13 protein-coding genes and 1 tRNA gene are annotated in these 18,103 nt (G+C 37.1%); 9 read left to right on the top strand and 5 right to left on the bottom strand.

Translation table 11 applies throughout. The annotated features are described in order from the left end of the window. Positions 1-9 precede the first annotated feature (9 nt). A complete protein-coding gene (gene nhaC, locus MR062_RS11565) occupies positions 10-1,497 on the top strand; it encodes a Na+/H+ antiporter NhaC (protein WP_242204389.1) in 1,488 nt (495 codons plus the stop codon). A gap of 106 nt (positions 1,498-1,603) precedes the next feature. Continuing rightward, positions 1,604-2,242, top strand: coding sequence for a peroxiredoxin (locus MR062_RS11560; RefSeq protein WP_242204388.1), 639 nt, complete (start codon positions 1,604-1,606; stop codon positions 2,240-2,242). Positions 2,243-2,428: 186 nt separating this feature from the next. Here MR062_RS11560 and katG read toward each other — a convergent pair whose 3' ends face one another. Next, positions 2,429-4,606, bottom strand: a complete 2,178-nt coding sequence (gene katG / locus MR062_RS11555; protein WP_242204386.1) for a catalase/peroxidase HPI — start codon at positions 4,604-4,606, stop codon at positions 2,429-2,431. A 198-nt stretch (positions 4,607-4,804) separates the two neighbouring features. Here katG and tpx point away from each other — a divergent pair, with 198 nt between their 5' ends. The 6 genes from tpx to ribB all read left to right on the top strand — a co-directional run bounded on the left by tpx (position 4,805) and on the right by ribB (position 11,986). Then, a complete protein-coding gene (tpx, locus tag MR062_RS11550) occupies positions 4,805-5,308 on the top strand; it encodes a thiol peroxidase (RefSeq protein WP_242204384.1) in 504 nt (167 codons plus the stop codon). A 10-nt stretch (positions 5,309-5,318) separates the two neighbouring features. Further along, positions 5,319-5,687: a diacylglycerol kinase gene (locus MR062_RS11545; protein ID WP_242204382.1), complete on the top strand. Its 369-nt coding sequence runs from the start codon at positions 5,319-5,321 to the stop codon at positions 5,685-5,687. Between the two features lie 94 nt (positions 5,688-5,781). After that, the gene (locus MR062_RS11540; RefSeq protein ID WP_242204380.1) at positions 5,782-8,166 is read left to right on the top strand and encodes a DNA translocase FtsK; all 2,385 of its coding nucleotides are present in this window, start codon (positions 5,782-5,784) and stop codon (positions 8,164-8,166) included. Positions 8,167-8,169: 3 nt separating this feature from the next. Beyond that, positions 8,170-8,811: a LolA family protein gene (locus MR062_RS11535; protein WP_242204378.1), complete on the top strand. Its 642-nt coding sequence runs from the start codon at positions 8,170-8,172 to the stop codon at positions 8,809-8,811. A gap of 9 nt (positions 8,812-8,820) precedes the next feature. Then, positions 8,821-10,809, top strand: a complete 1,989-nt coding sequence (locus MR062_RS11530) for an LptF/LptG family permease (protein ID WP_317235814.1) — start codon at positions 8,821-8,823, stop codon at positions 10,807-10,809. A gap of 16 nt (positions 10,810-10,825) precedes the next feature. Then, a complete protein-coding gene (ribB, locus tag MR062_RS11525) occupies positions 10,826-11,986 on the top strand; it encodes a 3,4-dihydroxy-2-butanone-4-phosphate synthase (RefSeq protein ID WP_242204376.1) in 1,161 nt (386 codons plus the stop codon). 48 nt (positions 11,987-12,034) lie between these two features. Here the strand turns inward: ribB and MR062_RS11520 are convergent, their stop codons facing one another. Both MR062_RS11520 and MR062_RS11515 read right to left on the bottom strand, forming a co-directional pair. Then, positions 12,035-13,240, bottom strand: a complete 1,206-nt coding sequence (locus MR062_RS11520; protein WP_242204374.1) for a DegT/DnrJ/EryC1/StrS family aminotransferase — start codon at positions 13,238-13,240, stop codon at positions 12,035-12,037. 173 nt (positions 13,241-13,413) lie between these two features. After that, complete coding sequence (locus MR062_RS11515) at positions 13,414-14,043, bottom strand: NAD(P)H-dependent oxidoreductase (RefSeq protein ID WP_242204372.1); 630 nt, start codon at positions 14,041-14,043, stop codon at positions 13,414-13,416. A 158-nt stretch (positions 14,044-14,201) separates the two neighbouring features. On the opposite strand from MR062_RS11515, the gene MR062_RS11510 reads away from it, so the two are divergent. Beyond that, positions 14,202-14,286, top strand: a tRNA-Ser gene (locus MR062_RS11510). Between the two features lie 59 nt (positions 14,287-14,345). Here MR062_RS11510 and MR062_RS11505 read toward each other — a convergent pair. After that, positions 14,346-17,774 (bottom strand): VIT domain-containing protein, encoded by a 3,429-nt coding sequence (locus MR062_RS11505; RefSeq protein WP_242204371.1) that lies wholly within the window; start codon positions 17,772-17,774, stop codon positions 14,346-14,348. A 130-nt stretch (positions 17,775-17,904) separates the two neighbouring features. Continuing rightward, entirely contained in the window at positions 17,905-18,066 is a 162-nt protein-coding gene (locus MR062_RS11500) for a hypothetical protein (protein WP_242204369.1), read from the bottom strand. Positions 18,067-18,103: the final 37 nt, after the last annotated feature.

The raw sequence follows: 18,103 nt of genomic DNA, 5'->3' as shown, positions 1-18,103 counted from the left end.
ATTTATTTCATGCAAGACAACAATAACATTTCCTCATTTGAAGCCAACGACCAAAGGATTATTGAGAACAAAGAGCTAAACCTACTGGAAGCTTTAATACCTGTAGTTATTCTTATGGGGTTGCTGGCCTATAACATCTTTTTTGTGGAAGATCAGGAATGGTTCGGCACTTATACCAATCAAATCATTCTTATAATGGGAGGTGCCGTGGCTGCGGTAGTTGGATTTTTCAACAGGGTATCTCTAAGCTTGATAATTAAGGAAATATGGGAAAACCTAAAAAGTGTCTTTGTTCCTATTCTAATTTTGTTTTTAGTCGGGGCCTTGGCGGGCACCTGGCTAGTAAGTGGGGTTATTCCTGCTATGGTTTATTATGGCTTACAAGTGCTTAATCCTGCCATTTTTTTACCTGCTTGCGTTGTTATTTGCGCATTAATATCTATAGCTACAGGTAGTTCCTGGACTACTTCGGCTACGGTAGGCATTGCCTTGGTTGGTATTGGAACCGCATTGGGCATACATACAGGAATGATCGCGGGTGCCGTAATTTCCGGCGCCTATTTTGGTGATAAAATGTCGCCGTTGAGCGATACAACAAACCTTGCTCCAGCTATTGCCGGAACAGATTTGTTTACCCATATAAGATACATGACCATTACCACGGTCCCAACTATTATAATAACACTAATTATATTTGCTATACTAAGTGCTGCAACAGAAACTTCTGGGAGTGCAGATTTAAGTAATATATTGGAAACAATACATAACACCTTTAATATTACGCCTTGGTTATTTTTAGTCCCTTTGGCTGTAATTGCTTTAATTTTAATGAAGACAAAGCCCTTAACCGCCCTTACAGTAGGTGTTGTTTTTGCTGCTATTTTTGCCTTCATCTTCCAAGCTAATATTTTGAATAGTCTGGGGGATTCTAAATTAGGTTCTGTTTTAACTTCAGTATTAACGGATACCCAAATAGCGACAGATAACGAAAAGCTTAACGAACTCTTTTCTGCCGGTGGTATGAAAGGTATGCTTTGGACCATTTACCTTATTGTTAGTGCCATGATCTTTGGTGGTATAATGGATGGTATTGGAGCTTTGGCAAGGGTAACCAAAGCTTTGCTTACGGTGGCAACATCAATATTCGGATTGTTTGCTAGTACCGTAATTAGCTGTCTAGGTTTAAATGCCATTGCTTCAGATCAATATTTGGCCATTGTAATCCCTGGGAAAATGTTTAAAAAAGCATTCGACGATAAAGGTTTGGCGCCAGAAAACCTAAGCAGAACACTTGAAGATTCTGGCACCGTAACTTCAGTATTAATTCCCTGGAATACTTGTGGCGCCTATCAATCTGGTGTTTTGGGAGTAGATACTTTGTCGTATGCCGGATATGCTTTTTTCAATTTTTTGAGTCCGTTTACCACCTTACTCTTTGCCGCTCTTCACATTAAAATTAGGCACCTAAAAGGCGAACTAAAAAGCAAATTGACATAAACTATAACCTCATAAATTTTTAAAATAATAAGTTATTGCCATTCTTTGGGCATTATCTATCTTTGCGGCTGTTTAAAATTTATATAACTTATAAAACAATTAAAAAATGGCAGTATTAGTAGGTAAAAAAGCACCTCAATTTAATGCTCAAGCTGTTGTAAATGGCGGCGAGTTTGTAACTAATTTTTCATTAGATCAATTCATTGGGAAAAAACACGTTGTGTTATTCTTTTATCCAAAAGATTTCACTTTTGTATGCCCAACCGAATTGCATGCTTTTCAAGAAAAATTAGCTGAATTTGAAGCTAGAAACACTGCAGTTATAGCCGTTTCTACAGATACAGAACAATCACACTATGGCTGGTTACAAGTTGATAAAAACCTGGGGGGAATTAAAGGAATTACATATCCTTTGGTTGCCGACACCAATAAAACCATTGCTGCTAATTACGATGTATTAGCGGGTGATACGTTCTACGATGAAGAAGGTTTGCTACAAGCAGAAGGCGAACTAATAGCGTATCGTGGTTTATTTTTAATAGACAAAGAAGGTGTCGTGCGTCATCAAATTGTAAACGATTTACCTTTAGGAAGAAATGTAGATGAAGCATTACGTATGGTTGATGCCTTACAGTTTGTTGAAGAAAACGGTGAAGTTTGTCCAGCCAACTGGAACAAAGGAAAAGTGGGAATGCAAGCTACCCATGAAGGTGTTGCTGATTTCTTAGAAAAACACGTTAACTAAGCTTTCTAAAAACAATAAATGAAATAATTCTTGAAATTATTTTATTTAGATTCCCGTTTTCACGGGAATGACAATATCAACGGAAACCTCAAGGAGCTGCCTCGAGGAATTCTTTTTCAATTAAAAAGCCTGCTGAAAGTTGTTCAGCAGGCTTTTTTTTGTTTAACACAATTTATTAATCAAAACTTAATCTAAGTCAAAACGATCGGCGTTCATTACTTTAGTCCATGCGGCCACAAAATCCTTAACAAATTTTTCTTTGTTGTCGTCTTGCGCATAAACTTCAGCATATGCTCTTAATATAGAATTTGAACCGAATACCAAATCAATTCGCGTGGCCGTCCATTTGGTTGCGCCAGTCTGTCTCTCGTTAATTTCATAAAGGCCACCACCAACGGGTTTCCATTGGTATGACATATCTGTTAAATTAACAAAAAAGTCATTGGTCAAAGCGCCTTCATTATCTGAAAACACCCCATGTTTAGTACCTCCATAATTTGTTCCCAATACACGCATACCACCTAACAAGACTGTCATTTCAGGTGCGGTTAACCCCATAAGCTGTGTTCTGTCCAGCATCAATTCTTCTGGACTAACCACGTAGTCTTTTTTCAACCAATTTCTAAATCCATCTGCTAACGGCTCTAATGGTGCAAATGATTCGGCATCGGTCATAGCTTGGGAGGCATCACCCCTACCTGGAGCAAAGGGTACACCAACATCCATACCTGCATTACTAATAGCTTTTTCAATACCTACATTCCCTGCCAAGACGATGGTATCGGCAACACTAATACCAAATTCAGCAGCAATAGGTTCTAATGCCGAAAGCACATTTGCTAAACGCTCTGGTTCATTGCCTGCCCAATCCTTTTGCGGAGCCAAACGAATACGAGCCCCATTGGCACCACCTCTAAAATCGGAGCCTCTAAAAGTTCGGGCACTATCCCAAGCTGTAGACACCATATCGGAAATAGAAAGGCCAGAAGCGGCAATTTTAGCTTTTACGGCTTCTACATTGTAATCCTTTTTGCCTTTGGGAACTGGGTCTTGCCAAATTAAATCTTCCTTTGGCACATCTGGACCAAACCAACGATCTTTAGGCCCCATATCGCGATGGGTCAATTTAAACCAAGCTCTTGCAAAAGCATCAGAGAATGCATCAAAATCGTCCTTAAATTTCAACGAGATTTCTTTATATACAGGATCCAGCTTCATGGCCATATCAGCATCAGTCATAATGGGGTTCTGAGGCGTTTTCATATCTTCTACATCAACAGGCATATTAGAAGCTTCAATACTAACCGGTTCCCATTGCCAAGATCCTGCAGGGCTTTTTCTGGACTCCCATTCATGATTAAACAACATTTCAAAATAGCCATTATCCCATGTGGTTGGATTTGCGGTCCAAGCACCTTCCAGGCCACTTGTAACAGCATCCCTTCCCTTGCCTGTTCCAGTTGGATTAGACCAACCAAAACCTTGTTCCTCAACAGCAGCACCTTCAGGATCGGCTCCTAAAATACTGGCATCACCATTACCATGGGCTTTACCAACGGTGTGTCCGCCAGCGGTTAAGGCTACGGTCTCTTCATCGTTCATAGCCATCCGTTTAAAGGTCTCCCGTACTTGCGCTCCCGTTTTTAATGGATCGGGATTCCCATTAACGCCCTCGGGATTTACATATATTAATCCCATTTGCACAGCTGCCAATGGATTTTCCATAGTTTCTGGGCTATCTACATTTTCATAACGCTCATCGCTAGGTGCCAACCATTCCTTTTCAGCACCCCAGTAAACGTCTTTTTCTGGCCCCCAGATATCTTCACGACCAAAAGCAAAGCCATAGGTTTTGAGTCCCATACTTTCGTAAGCAATATTTCCGGCCAGAATAATTAAGTCTGCCCAACTAACCTTATTACCGTATTTCTTTTTAATTGGCCAAAGCAAACGTCTCGCTTTATCCAGGCTCACATTATCTGGCCACGAATTAAGCGGCGCAAAACGTTGGTTGCCCGTTCCTCCACCGCCACGACCATCTGAAATCCTATAAGAACCCGCTGCATGCCACGCCATTCGAATCATCAACCCGCCATAGTGCCCCCAATCGGCAGGCCACCAATCTTGACTGTCTGTCATTAAATCATTAAGGTCCTTTTTAAGGGCATCAACATCCAATTTCTTTAATTCCTCATGATAATCAAAATCGTTACCCAATGGGTTGGTTTTGGTATCATGCTGATGTAGGATATCAAGGTTTAATGTATTAGGCCACCAATCTGTAACCGACCTTTCCGTAGCCGTATTTGCCCCATGATGAAACGGGCATTTACCTAATCCATTAGATTGCTTATTATTCTCCATATCTTGAATTTTATTTGTTTGTGAATACCTTAAAAATAACAATTAATCACCAAAGATTTTTTAAAATATATTTTTATATGTTATATTAAAATTGACAAAACCTATTAGGACTTAACTTTTTGAATAATTTTTCAAAATAACCAACACAAACAATTTAATATTCTTATTTTTAAATCCTAATTTTAAATATGTATAGAAATGGCAATATTATCTTTAAAAGGAACCCCAATTAACTCAAAAGGAGAGTTACCTAAGGTTGGGGACAATGCCCCTGATTTTGAATTGGCCGCAGCCGATTTATCAAACAAAACATTAAATGATTATAAGGGGCATAAGGTTATTATGAATATCTTTCATAGTATAGACACTGGTACTTGTGCTGCATCGGTAAGAGCGTTCAACAAACAGGCGAGCGCATTAGAAAATACTAAAATCTTGTGCATTTCTAAGGATTTGCCTTTTGCCATGTCAAGATTTTGTGGTGCTGAAGGCATTGATAATGTAGAGACTTTATCCGATTTTCGTGACGGCAACTTTGGAGAAGCTTACAATTTAACCTATATCGATGGTCCTATTCGCGGACTTTTGGCAAGGGCCATTATCATTCTTGATGAAAACGGGAAAATCATTTATACACAACAAGTTCAAAGTGTAACCGAAGAACCTAACTACAATGAGGCCTTAGAAGCTTTACGCTCTTAATAAGAGATGAATGTCTAAAAAAGAGTCCTTATTAGTTAACAGGTTAAAAAGTATTAAGTATGCCTACAAAGGCGCCTTTTTACTTCTTAAAAAAGAATCCAGCATTAAAATACAGGCTTGTATTGCGGTATTAATGACTGTGCTTGGATTCTTTTTTAATATTTCACCAACCGAATGGATTATCCAGTTTTTAGCTATTGGTATGGTTATGAGTATTGAAGGCATAAACACTGCTATTGAAGAAGTTGCTAATTTTATACACCCAGAATATCATAGCAAAATAGGTTTCATTAAGGATATTGCTGCCGGTGCTGTATTTATAGCTGCCGTTTTTGCTTGTGTTATTGGCTTAATAATTTACCTGCCAAAGATTTTTTAAAATACTAATGCCTTTAGGAGAAACGTTAGTAATTTGTATTTTTGTTGCAGTCTAAAAACAATAGTTTTTAACCCAATTTGAATTGACCCCTTTAATGGCCAAGAAAAAAACTAAAATCAAAAAAACACCTAGAAAAAAACTAAAACTTCCTAGTTTTAAGTTATCCAGTCAGCAAAAACTTGTCTTTGGTAGTTTTTTGGTGCTTTTTGGAATATTGCTCTTTATTGCTTTTCTCTCGTTTTTCTTTACTGGAAAAGCCGATCAAAGTACGATTTCAGAATTTATGTCGCGTGACGCCAAAGCAGAAAACTGGCTTAGTAAAACTGGGGCTTGGTTAAGCGACTTTTTTATACATCGTGGCTTTGGCATAGCTGCCTTTATCTTTTCTGGATTAATCTTTCTATCGGGGGTTTATGTCCTTATGGACATTAACAAAACCAAATTAAGAAAACACTGGTTTTGGGGAACGCTAATAGTCTTATGGCTATCTGTTTTATTTGGGTTCTTCTCCAATGCAAATGATATCCTTTGTGGCACTGTAGGGTATGAAATCAATACCTTTTTACAAGATTATATAGGAAAAATAGGTGTTATCCTCCTGCTCTTATTTGGTTTGATTACTTACCTAGCCATTCGCTTTAAAGTTACTTTTGAAAGCTTTACAAGGCTATTCAAAACTGCAAAGAAGAATATTACAGACGACTTTTCTGAAATAAACGATGATAGCTATGTCCCTATAGATAATAATCTTTCTGAAGAGGCGGAAGCCATTAAATCGGCTTACGAATTAAATTTGGATAATGACAATGCTTCAGTAAAAAAAGAGCCAGAAAGCAAAACCATTGAAGCCCCTCTAGAAGTTAATGTTGCTGAAGAGGAAAGTGATCATGAAGAAATAGAGATTACCGTTGAAAGCGTTAAGGAGGAAAGCTCTGAAACTGATAACCTGGCCAACAAACTGGTTGAGGATTTTGGTCTATACGACCCTACATTGGAACTGGGGAATTACCAATTTCCACCATTGGATTTATTAAAAAAATATGATACTGAAGGCATTAAAATAAACCAGGAAGAGCTTGAGGAAAACAAGAATAAAATTGTTGAAACCTTAAACAATTACAAAATTGGTATTGCGAGCATTAAGGCAACCATTGGTCCAACAGTAACCCTTTACGAAATCGTTCCTGAAGCTGGGGTTAGAATTTCCAAAATTAAAAACCTAGAAGACGATATAGCCCTATCGCTTTCAGCATTAGGTATCCGTATTATAGCACCTATTCCAGGAAAAGGAACCATTGGTATAGAAGTTCCCAATAAAAATGCGACCGTCGTGTCCATGCGTTCGGTGATTGCCTCCAAGAAATTTCAAAATTCCGAAATGCAATTACCTATCGCTTTAGGAAAAACTATTAGTAATGAGACTTTGGTGGTCGATTTGGCGAAAATGCCTCACCTGCTTATGGCTGGAGCTACTGGACAAGGAAAATCGGTAGGTTTAAATGCTGTACTTACCTCCTTACTTTACAAAAAGCATCCAGCAGAGGTTAAATTTATTTTAGTTGACCCCAAAAAAGTAGAGCTTACCCTATTCAACAAAATTGAACGCCATTATTTAGCAAAACTTCCCGATAGCGAAGATGCCATTATTACAGACAATACTAAGGTAATTAATACACTTAACTCCCTTTGTATTGAAATGGACAACCGCTACGAATTGTTAAAAAATGCCATGTGTAGAAACATTGCGGAATATAATGCCAAGTTCAAAGCTAGAAAATTGAATCCGAACGATGGACATCAGTTCTTACCTTATATTGTGTTGGTTGTAGATGAGTTTGCAGACTTGATTATGACCGCCGGGAAAGAGGTTGAAACTCCTATAGCACGCTTAGCACAATTAGCACGTGCCATTGGCATCCATTTGATTATTGCAACGCAGCGTCCGTCTGTAAACGTTATAACAGGTATCATTAAAGCGAATTTCCCTGCACGTATAGCCTTTAGGGTGACATCAAAAATAGATTCAAGAACTATTTTAGACGGCTCTGGTGCCGACCAGCTTATTGGTCGCGGTGACATGCTGTATACCCAAGGCAACGATTTAATCCGTGTACAATGTGCGTTTGTGGATACCCCTGAAGTAGAACGCATCACCGATTATATTGGTGCCCAAAAAGCATATCCAGAGGCCTATCAATTACCAGAATATATTGGTGAAGAAAGTGGCACAAGTCTTGATATAGATATTTCCGAAAGAGATGCGCTGTTTAAAGAGGCCGCTGTAGTTATTGTAACCGCACAACAAGGTTCTGCTTCTTTATTACAACGAAAACTAAAATTGGGATACAATCGTGCTGGAAGACTTATAGATCAACTGGAAGCTGCCGGTATTGTGGGTCCTTTTGAAGGCAGTAAAGCAAGGCAAGTGCTTATCCCTGATTTAGCTGCTCTCGATAATCATTTAGAAAATGAAATTTAAAAAATGAAAAAGATTATAATCGTATTATGTGTAGTAATGACTTCTATTGGTTTTTCACAAACTGCCAATGAAGCAAAAACTTTGTTGAATGACGTTTCAGAAAAAGTAAAAGGCTACGACAATATTTCAATTGATTTTAAATATGTCCTTGAAAACACGGCCGAAAACGTAAGACAAGAAACACGAGGTGATGTGGTCATGCAAGGTAACAAGTACGTATTGAACATATTGGGCATTACCCGTATTTATGATGGCAAAAATACCTATAACATAAGCCCAGAAGATGAAGAGGTAACCATATCTTCATCAAATGGCGATGAAGAAGACAGCATTACACCTAGTAAAATGCTGTCCTTTTATGAAGAAGGATACACATACAAAATGGACATTGTTCAAAATGTAAAAGGCAGGAAAATTCAATATGTAAAATTGTCTCCCATAGATTCCAATTCAGAAATAAAAAGTATCCTGTTAGGTATCGATGCCCAGACCAAACATATATATAACCTTATTCAAATTGGGAATAACGGTACAAAAACAACACTTACCGTTAATTCTTTTAAAACAAATGAACCCATATCAAAAAGCTTATTTACCTTTGACATGAGCAAATACAGCGATTATTATATCAATAAATTAGATTAGGGTTTTCCTGTGAAAATATTAGATCGTTACATACTAACCTCCTACCTTAAAACATTTATCAGTGTGTTTTTAATACTCATACTGATTTTTATTTTACAGACTATTTGGCTTTATATTAAAGAATTGGCAGGTAAGGACCTAGACATCATTGTGGTCATTAAGTTTATTTTTTACTTTTTACCTAAGCTTATTCCTTTGGTACTGCCGCTAACCATACTTTTGTCATCCATAATGGTTTTTGGTAATTTTGCCGAAAACTATGAGTTCGCAGCCATGAAATCTACCGGTATTTCATTACAAAGGGCCATGTCCGGGCTTAGCGTATTTATAGTTATTCTTGGATTTACTACATTTCTCTTTGCTAATAATGTTATTCCTTGGGCAGAATTCAACTCCTACAACCTACGTAAGAATATAGCAAAGCTTAAGCCCGCCATGCTTTTGGCCGAAGGTCAATTTAATGCTGTGGAAGGCACACCCTATAACATAAAATTTGCTAAAAAGACAGACGACAACCACATTGAGGACGTGGTTATCCATATAAAAGGTGGAAACAATAGAAAACTAGCCACTAGAATAAAAGCTAGAAATGGGGTTTTTATTGGAAACGAAAAATCTGAAGTTTTAAAACTTATTTTAAGTGATGGCAACTATTATAATGACATTACAAAGAAAAAAACATCAGAAAATAAGAAGCTTCCCTTTGCCAAAAGCACCTTTGATACCTATACTATTAATATTGACCTAAGCGGAATGAATGATGTGGATATGGAAGACAAATCACTTTCAGACCGATATAACATGCTTAATTTAGGCGGTCTGGACAAAGCAATGGATTCTCTTTCCCAAAAACGTCAAACGGAGCTTAACGACTTTTCCAAATCGCTTTACCAACGTTCCAGCATCCAAAATTTAAACAGGCACTTACCTGATATAGCTAAACAAAAGCAACCTAAAAAAACTATCAATTTAGATAGTTTGTACAGTGGTCCTATTTTAGATTTATTTGATACTAAAGCGAAAAACCAGATCGTAAATACGGCTTTAAACGCTGTAAACAGTACAAAGCAAATAATAACGTCCAAAGAGGTCTTCATTAAAAATGAAAACATCATCTATAAAAAACACATTGTTTCTTACCATGAAAAATTGGCTTTAGGCTTTGCCTGTATAATTCTGTTTTTTGTAGGCGCACCGCTTGGCGCTTTAATTCGCAAAGGTGGTATAGGACTACCTATGGTTATAGCTATACTCTTGTTTTTAACCTATCACTTTATAGGTATTTTTGCTACCAATAGTGCCAAGAGCGGGGAATTCAACCCTATTTTAGGCAGTTGGTTTTCCACCTTAGTCATGCTTCCTTTAGGTGTTTACTTAACCATACGCGCTACTGCAGATAAAGGGCTGTTTGATATGGATAGTATTATAGAGCCCCTAAAGAAAGTATTCAAATTAAAAGAAAGAAACAGCGTAGATTATACGTTTTTGAATAGCTATAAAACCGATCAACTTGTTGATACTATAAACAACTATGAAAGCTTAGGGCACGATGAAAACACAAGATACGAAGCCATTAAAGTGTTTGAAAGCCGAGGGCTAAGCATTCAGGATATTCGTGAGCAAGGAGTAGCTATTGACAAACGCTTTGATACCTCAAAGAACATCATAAAAAATTATAACGAACACTCAAAGTTCACTACGGTGTTATATAGTATTGGTGTTATTTTACTTGTGCTGTTCTTTGTATTTAGAAACAATAAGCTACCATCATTGGCATCGGCTTCCATACAATTAAGTATAATATCTTTATTTCTTTACTTAATTTACTACATTAAAGCCACCTTAAATTTATTTACATTTTACAAGCACATTAACAAAAAAGCACCAAACATTATATTACTCATATTAGGCGCTCCTTTATATATGGTTACTTTTCCATTTAATCGAGTTAAAATAAAAGAGCTCTTAAAATTAAATGGCTTAAATAGTTTAAAATAAGCCATATCTTTGCACCATGATTTTTGAAGACACTATGACCACAAAAGCTACAACCATTAAATTAGATGCTATTCACGATGCCATTGATGATATTAGAAACGGTAAAGTCATTATTGTAGTCGATGATGAAAATAGGGAAAACGAAGGGGACTTTGTAGCTGCTGCAGATAAAGTAACACCGCAGATGATAAACTTTATGGCCATGCATGGTCGAGGACTTATATGTGCACCGCTTACCGAAACTCGTTGTAAAGAACTGGAGCTTGATATGATGGTTAGGAACAATACCGATCCTATGGAGACTGCCTTTACTGTGTCGGTAGATTTAAGGGGTAACGGTGTTACCACAGGCATTTCGGCAAGCGACAGGGCAAAAACCATAAAAGCACTTATCGATCATAGCACCAAACCATTTGAATTGGCAAGACCAGGACATGTCTTTCCGCTGGTTGCTAAAGAAGGAGGTGTATTAAGACGTACCGGACATACTGAGGCCGCTATAGATTTTGCGCGCTTGGCTGGATTAAATCCTGCTGGGGTTATTGTGGAAATCATGAATGAAGATGGTACAATGGCAAGATTACCACAACTTATGGAAGTGGCCAAAACCTTGGATTTAAAGATTGTTTCCATTGAAGATTTGGTAGCCTATCGTATGCAACACGATTCGCTAATTGATAAAAAAGAGGATTTTGAAATCGAAACACGGTTTGGAAGTTTTAGACTAAGAGCATACAAGCAAACCACTAATAATCAAGTACATATAGCCTTAACCAAAGGACAATGGAAAGATAATGAAAAAGTGCTTACGCGGATAAATTCCACATTGGTTAACAATGATATTTTAGGTACACTTACCAATACCGTAGACGACCAATTAAAAGCCATGTTTAAGGTTATAAATGATGAAGGCAAAGGCGCTATTATCTTCATCAATCAAGAATCGCAATCCATGAACATATTAAAGCGTTTGGCTTACCTAAAAGAAAATAAAGTGCCCCATAAGGTTACTAAAGCACCAAGGGTCAATATGGACTCGCGCGATTTTGGTATAGGCGCACAAATACTCCATGACCTTAACATTCATAAACTACGTTTAATCTCCAATACCGAACAAACCAAACGTGTAGGTTTGATTGGTTACGGCTTGGAAATTGTGGAGTATGTGAAGTATTAATTGCATTATAGGTTAATTGTACATTAACAATCAACCTATAACCAATTTTTACCTGCTTTGCTTGAGTACAGATACAATAGCTTCACCCATTTTTACAGCTCTTTGTCTCACTTCCTCTTCGGTCCAAGAGAGTTTTATCAAACAGGAAATGTTTCGGGAGATATAATCATCAGATTGCTTGAACGTCTTGCTCTTTAGATATTCAAGCCCTTCCTTTACTTCTTTTGAAATAGGGAATAATGATTTTAAATCCTTTAAATGTTCCCATTTACGTATGTAATGCCAATTGTTATTATAATAATGAAAGCATCCATCTATCCCAGCTTCTTTAAAGGCCAACATGACTTTATTGGATATTTCCAAATTAGGCAAAAAGAAATTTAAAAAAGCATAACTCTCTTCACCTCCCTCAGGAACAGTTCTAAAAGTAACCTCAGGTATTTGTGACAGGGTCTCCCTTATAATATTGAAATTTCGCTTTTGAATGGCTAAAAACTCAGGTAGCCGTTTTACTTGGGCCAAGCCCACTGCAGCGTGCAATTCTGAAATACGGAAATTATATCCTAAAAACGGATGTGTTTCCGCTCCCCTATCATTTCCAACATGGTCATGCCCATGATCGCTATAATGGTCGGCATTGGTATGATAATTTTCATTATTGGTAATTACCGCGCCACCTTCACCGCAGGTTATGGTTTTTACAAAATCGAACGAAAAACAACCCAAATCGCCAATGCTACCCAAGGGTTTACTGTTATAGGTCCCTCCTATGGCCTGGCAAGCATCTTCTACCAAAAGGAGTTTGTGCCTGCTACAAACAGCCTGCAGAGCATCCATACGCCCCATGCTGCCACACATTTGTACTACCATAACCGCCTTGGTCTTTGCGGTTATAGCCGCTTCAACTGCTTTGGGGTCTAATGCCAAGGTATCATCAATATCCACTAAAACAGGAATAGCCCCCAGCATCATGATGGCTTCAAAACTGGCCACAAAAGTAAAGGTGGGCATAATCACCTCATCTCCAGCTCCTACTCCTGCCGATGCTAATGCCACCGTAACCGCAGCTGTACCACTAGAGACCAGCTGTACGTGTTTGGTTTGCAAAGTGCTTTGCAATTCTTTTTCCAGTGCTTTGGCCTTCCAATGGCCATTGCGCATTCCATCGAACCCGTAACGCATTAATACACCGCTATCTAGAACATCATTAACTTCGTTTCGTTCCAATTCTCCAAATAATTCAAATCCTGGCATAATTTTATGTTGTTATTTTTTTGTGTTAGCCCTCCCTATCGGCAAGCATGGATTGAGGTTCATCGACTGTACTAAGCATAAACTCCAAGCCCTACCTTCTTGGTGCCCGAGGTGTCACACTGAGTTTACAAAAGTGTTCTCGAAGGCACCAAATGAGAGTGCTAAATATTTGTTTATAATTCAATTACAGTTTCCTCTATGGGTTTGCGTACCTTTTTAAATGACGAAAACATATCGTCTTCGGCTCTATAGCCCACCGGCAATAATAATACAGATTTTAATCCAAGTGCCTTTAATTTAAGTGACTCATCAAGCTTATCTGGGATAAACCCTTCCATAGGCGTTGCATCTATTTCCTCTATGGCGCAAACCGTCATAAGGTTTCCTAAAGCAATATAGGCTTGATTTTTAGACCATTGCCGACGCTCTTCCACAGTCATCTTTTGCATCATATCCATAAGGCTTTTTCGGTAGGGCTCTAAAATTTCGCTAGGCGTTTCCCTAATATCCTCTATATTTTTGTAATAGTCGTTCACATCATGATCCTGTATATTATCTTGAATACAGATGACTAATAAATGGGAGGCTTCCAAGACCTGCTTTTGCCCATAAGCATGCGCTACCAAAGGCTCTCGCTGACCTTTATCGCCTACCACTACTAAGCTTATAGTCTGTAACCCAAATGAGGTTGCTGTTAAATTGAAGGCCTCTTTTAATATCTGTAGTTTTTCACTGGACAGGACTTTATTGGTATCAAACTTTTTGGTAGCGTAACGCCATTTTAACTTTTCGATAGTACTCATTTGCTCGGTAAAATTTTTACAAAAATAAGATTTGTAGTTTCTTTTTTCCAAGAATATACTACTTATTAGTGAGTCAAATATTTTTTTTAAAATTTGAACAAAAACTTATCTTTTTATTTGAAAGAATTAAAAAAGGGTTCTATATTTGCAACCGCTTAGGAGGAATGGCAGAGTGGTCGAATGCGGCAGTCTTGAAAACTGTTGAGGGTCACACCTCCGGGGGTTCGAATCCCTCTTCCTCCGCTTAAACCCTAGTAACAATTGTTACTAGGGTTTTTTATTTGGTGAGTGGTATGGTTGCTCTAAATTTTATTAACTATTAAATTTCCAACTTCAATTTCATCTTCCTCTTTGTCCAATCTAATAATAATGGTTTCCTTTTGCTCATTAGGTTTAGCGTAATTGGTAAATAAGGTCACTTTAAGTACAGTTGGCCCAGATATTTTTTGAACGCTATCGGCAAAATAATCCACCATAACTTTGTAATTGCCCTTTATCGCATTTTTGAGTAAGAATGATTCTGGTCCATAACCTTCTGTTAAATCTTCAGACATTCTTCCTCCTATATTGGTTTTGGAATGGCTATAATATGCTTTTTCTCCATTCGGATCAATGACCCACAAATCAATATCAGTGTCATTATGGTTCCAATCAATTACTACCCTTACATCCATTGGCATTTTAGTAAATTCCTTTTGAAGCGCTTCACTCAAATCAAGTTCATTGCCATATTTGGATACCAGCCGATTCAATTCGATAAAAGCAATATGTTCAATCCCATAAAAGCGTTCTTCTTCATCCTTTTCTAATAAGCCTCCATTGTAAATCTTGTACAATAAGTCAAAGCTTTTTTGCACATCTCCCGTATATTCATACGCCAATGCCAAATCCCTGTAAGACTGAGGTTCTTCTGGCCTTAATTCGAGTACTTTTTCATATACAACAACGGCTAAATTATATTGTTTGAAATATTCTAATTTATATGCCAAAGCACGCATTAACTCATGGTTGTGAAACTCTACCTCGATAAGGTTAGTTAATATCCTAATTGCTATTTCTGGTGCTTTTTGTTGATCGAAGAAATCTGCAACATCCAAAAAGAATGAAGGACTATTGGAATATTTGCCGCGTAAATCCAAATATGTTTTATAAGCTGATTCAATTGTTGATTCTTTTTCCAAAATAGGAATATAGGGGGTATCTGGATTCCATGGCTTTAGTTCAATCTTTTCTGAGATTTCCTGATTTAATTTATCAATAGCCTCCCGATTTTTTTCTTTACCATCTTTAGTTACTATGATAATTAAACCATTACTGGCTCTCGAACCATATAGCGACGAAGCTGCTTCGCTATTTAATGTTTGGATGGATTCTATATCCTCGGCCTTTAAGTTGGTTAATGGATTCATTTCTGAAACAACACCATCCATAACATAAAGAGGTGAATTATTGACTATAGACGTATTGCCTCTTATTGTAATTGAAGAATCATTTGATTCTTTTGTTACATCCACTCCAGCTACACGTCCACTTAAAGCTTGTGCAACCACAGTTGTAACTGAAGCCGTAACATTAGATTTTTTTTGAACACCGTAACCTATAATTACAACCTCATCAAGTGTTGCGCTATCCTCTTCTAATTTGATATTAATGTCATTATTATGACCTACTATAATATTTTTTGGTACAAATCCGATATATGAAATTTCCAATTCATCATTTTCTTCAGCATTGATGGCGAAATTACCGTCAAAATCTGTTTGTGCTCCCCGTGAAGTTCCTTTTACATAAATATTTGTACCTGCTAACGGAATTCCAGATGCATCTAAGACTTGCCCCCGAACAACACGCTTTGTAGAATCTACATAAGTTCGGTTTCTTGCTTGATTTGCTGAACCAGTATTTAAAGCATGAGGAACGTCCTGCTGTCTAGTTTGGTTTAGGTTACTATTTCGCTCTACTTGATTTTGCCCAACCTTTGTAACCATTGAAGTCTCTAATGGAAATTTAGAGGCATACCACTTTTTGATGTCTTCATAATCCATGAATAAAGTCTCCCTTCTATCTTGAATTTCAGTTTTTCTTTCTGCTTCAACCATCTCCAATTCTTTAATCCTTTGCTTATACCCTTGCTTGAGCTCCTGTGGTGGTTCTATACGGTAGCGCACATAATCTTCCAATCTGTCCAGAATGAGCATTGAAGTATAATCTGAAATAAGATGGTATTGTTTCGCATGTTTTATAATAAGCTCTTTATTCTGCTTTTTATCATGATTGAGGGCTTTGAGTTTTTGTTTGGCCCATAGTTGTTTTACCAATTTGGAACTTTCGGTTGTTCCTAAGACAACAGGTACTCTCTGCATTATCTTCCCTCCATATCCAAATAATAGCTCTATAGTTGTGTTCTTTGAAAACCTTCCTGTTATAGAAAAATCATTATTGACGTTAGTATTCTTATTTGGGTAAATCTCTGTAATGGATGTATTATCCTTAATCCCCAAAAATTGGAAGGTTTCATGTCTTAAAAGCTTAAGCGCCTCCTGATGGGCAAGTCGGACTAGATTAATATAGCTACCTCCAGTGTTAGTGGCTAAGGAATTAAGATAGCTATGGTTGGCTGAAACTACCGAATTAACAGTATAAATAGTACTTTCATAAGTACTTGATTGTGTCCCTAAATTTGACAAACCATCTGTAAACAACAGAGTTTCACCTACATTAGGCACTAAACTTCCAATGAGGTTAAATGAAGTACCTCCATCATATGTAACAGCTTTGATATGCTCTTTTAGAGCACGCCATTTCCCATTTTTTATATTAAATGAAGTATTTGAATGAACCGCACTACTAAAGCTTACAAAAGTTATATCTACATTTTGAAGGTAGTTGATATAATTACCTAATAGCTTTAATTCTTCTTCTAAATTTCGGTTTCGCATGGAATAAGAAGCATCCCAAAGAATGTTTATGGATTTTGGTTTCTGCTTTAACTTTTGGTTTGAAGTAAGTCTCTTATTGATATAGAAATAATCATTGTAAGTCAGTATAGATTCCTGACCTAATTTACTGGGTATCCCAATAATTACAGGTTTATTTGGGGCGAACTCTTTGTCCTTAAAATGAGCCTTATAAATATTACCCTCTTTTCTGAAAAAGAAATTGTCATAACCCTTATTTTTGATTGTTGGTGTTCTATTGGCATATACGTCAATAGTCATTGAAAATTGATCAATCGTCTCATTGATACCTAAAGGTAATTCATAAATAAGCTCTTCATTGGAAGTGAACAACTCTTGTTCACAGGTAATGACAATATGTTTATATGACTTTGGCAAGATTGGATAAACTCTGGTTTTATAATTATTGCCCTCCGTTTTTTCCAATAAACCGGGATCTATATTTTGCCTCACCCTACTTTCATAAGCTACTCTGGCCAATTCCTTTTCTACGACTACAGCCTCACGCAATTTTCCATTAACATCCATAGCAAAACGTGATACGGCTTGCCCCTCTCCCAAGGGAAATACTAATTCACCTTCTAAAGTTCTGTCCAATCCATTATAATACCTCATGTCGTAGGTTGTGGTCGCAAAATTTCCTGTGATGTTGACTGTGACGGTTAAATGAGATAGCTTTAAACTACTGGAGTCACTTAAGACTACCTTAGGAGATTGTTGGGGAAATGCTAATGTGATTGCAAAGGCAAATAGGAAGTGGACAGTTAGTTTCATAGTTATGTTGATTTATTGAAGTAAATCTCAAAATAACCAAACAGAAAAAAAAGGAATAATGAGTAAAGTGCTTATTTCGATGAGTGAACTAAACATTCCAATTAAATATAAACAATAAGTCTTTAACTTTTTAATTTCCTTTTCTAGAGCTTGAAGTGGGTTTAACCTCTTCGTCTAAAATTTTAAGCACTATATTCTTTAGTAAATCATACTCGAAATTTTCATTAATAAACACAAATGTATAATGCCTTCCATTTTTATCCATGCCCACAGCATATTTTGGTCCACCCATTTCAACAGAAATTGGAGAATTTTCAGTTTGTATAGTA

Source organism: Aestuariivivens insulae, assembly GCF_022662195.1.
GTDB classification, from domain to species: domain Bacteria; phylum Bacteroidota; class Bacteroidia; order Flavobacteriales; family Flavobacteriaceae; genus Aestuariivivens; species Aestuariivivens insulae.
This window is presented reverse-complemented; position numbering and strand designations above follow the sequence as displayed.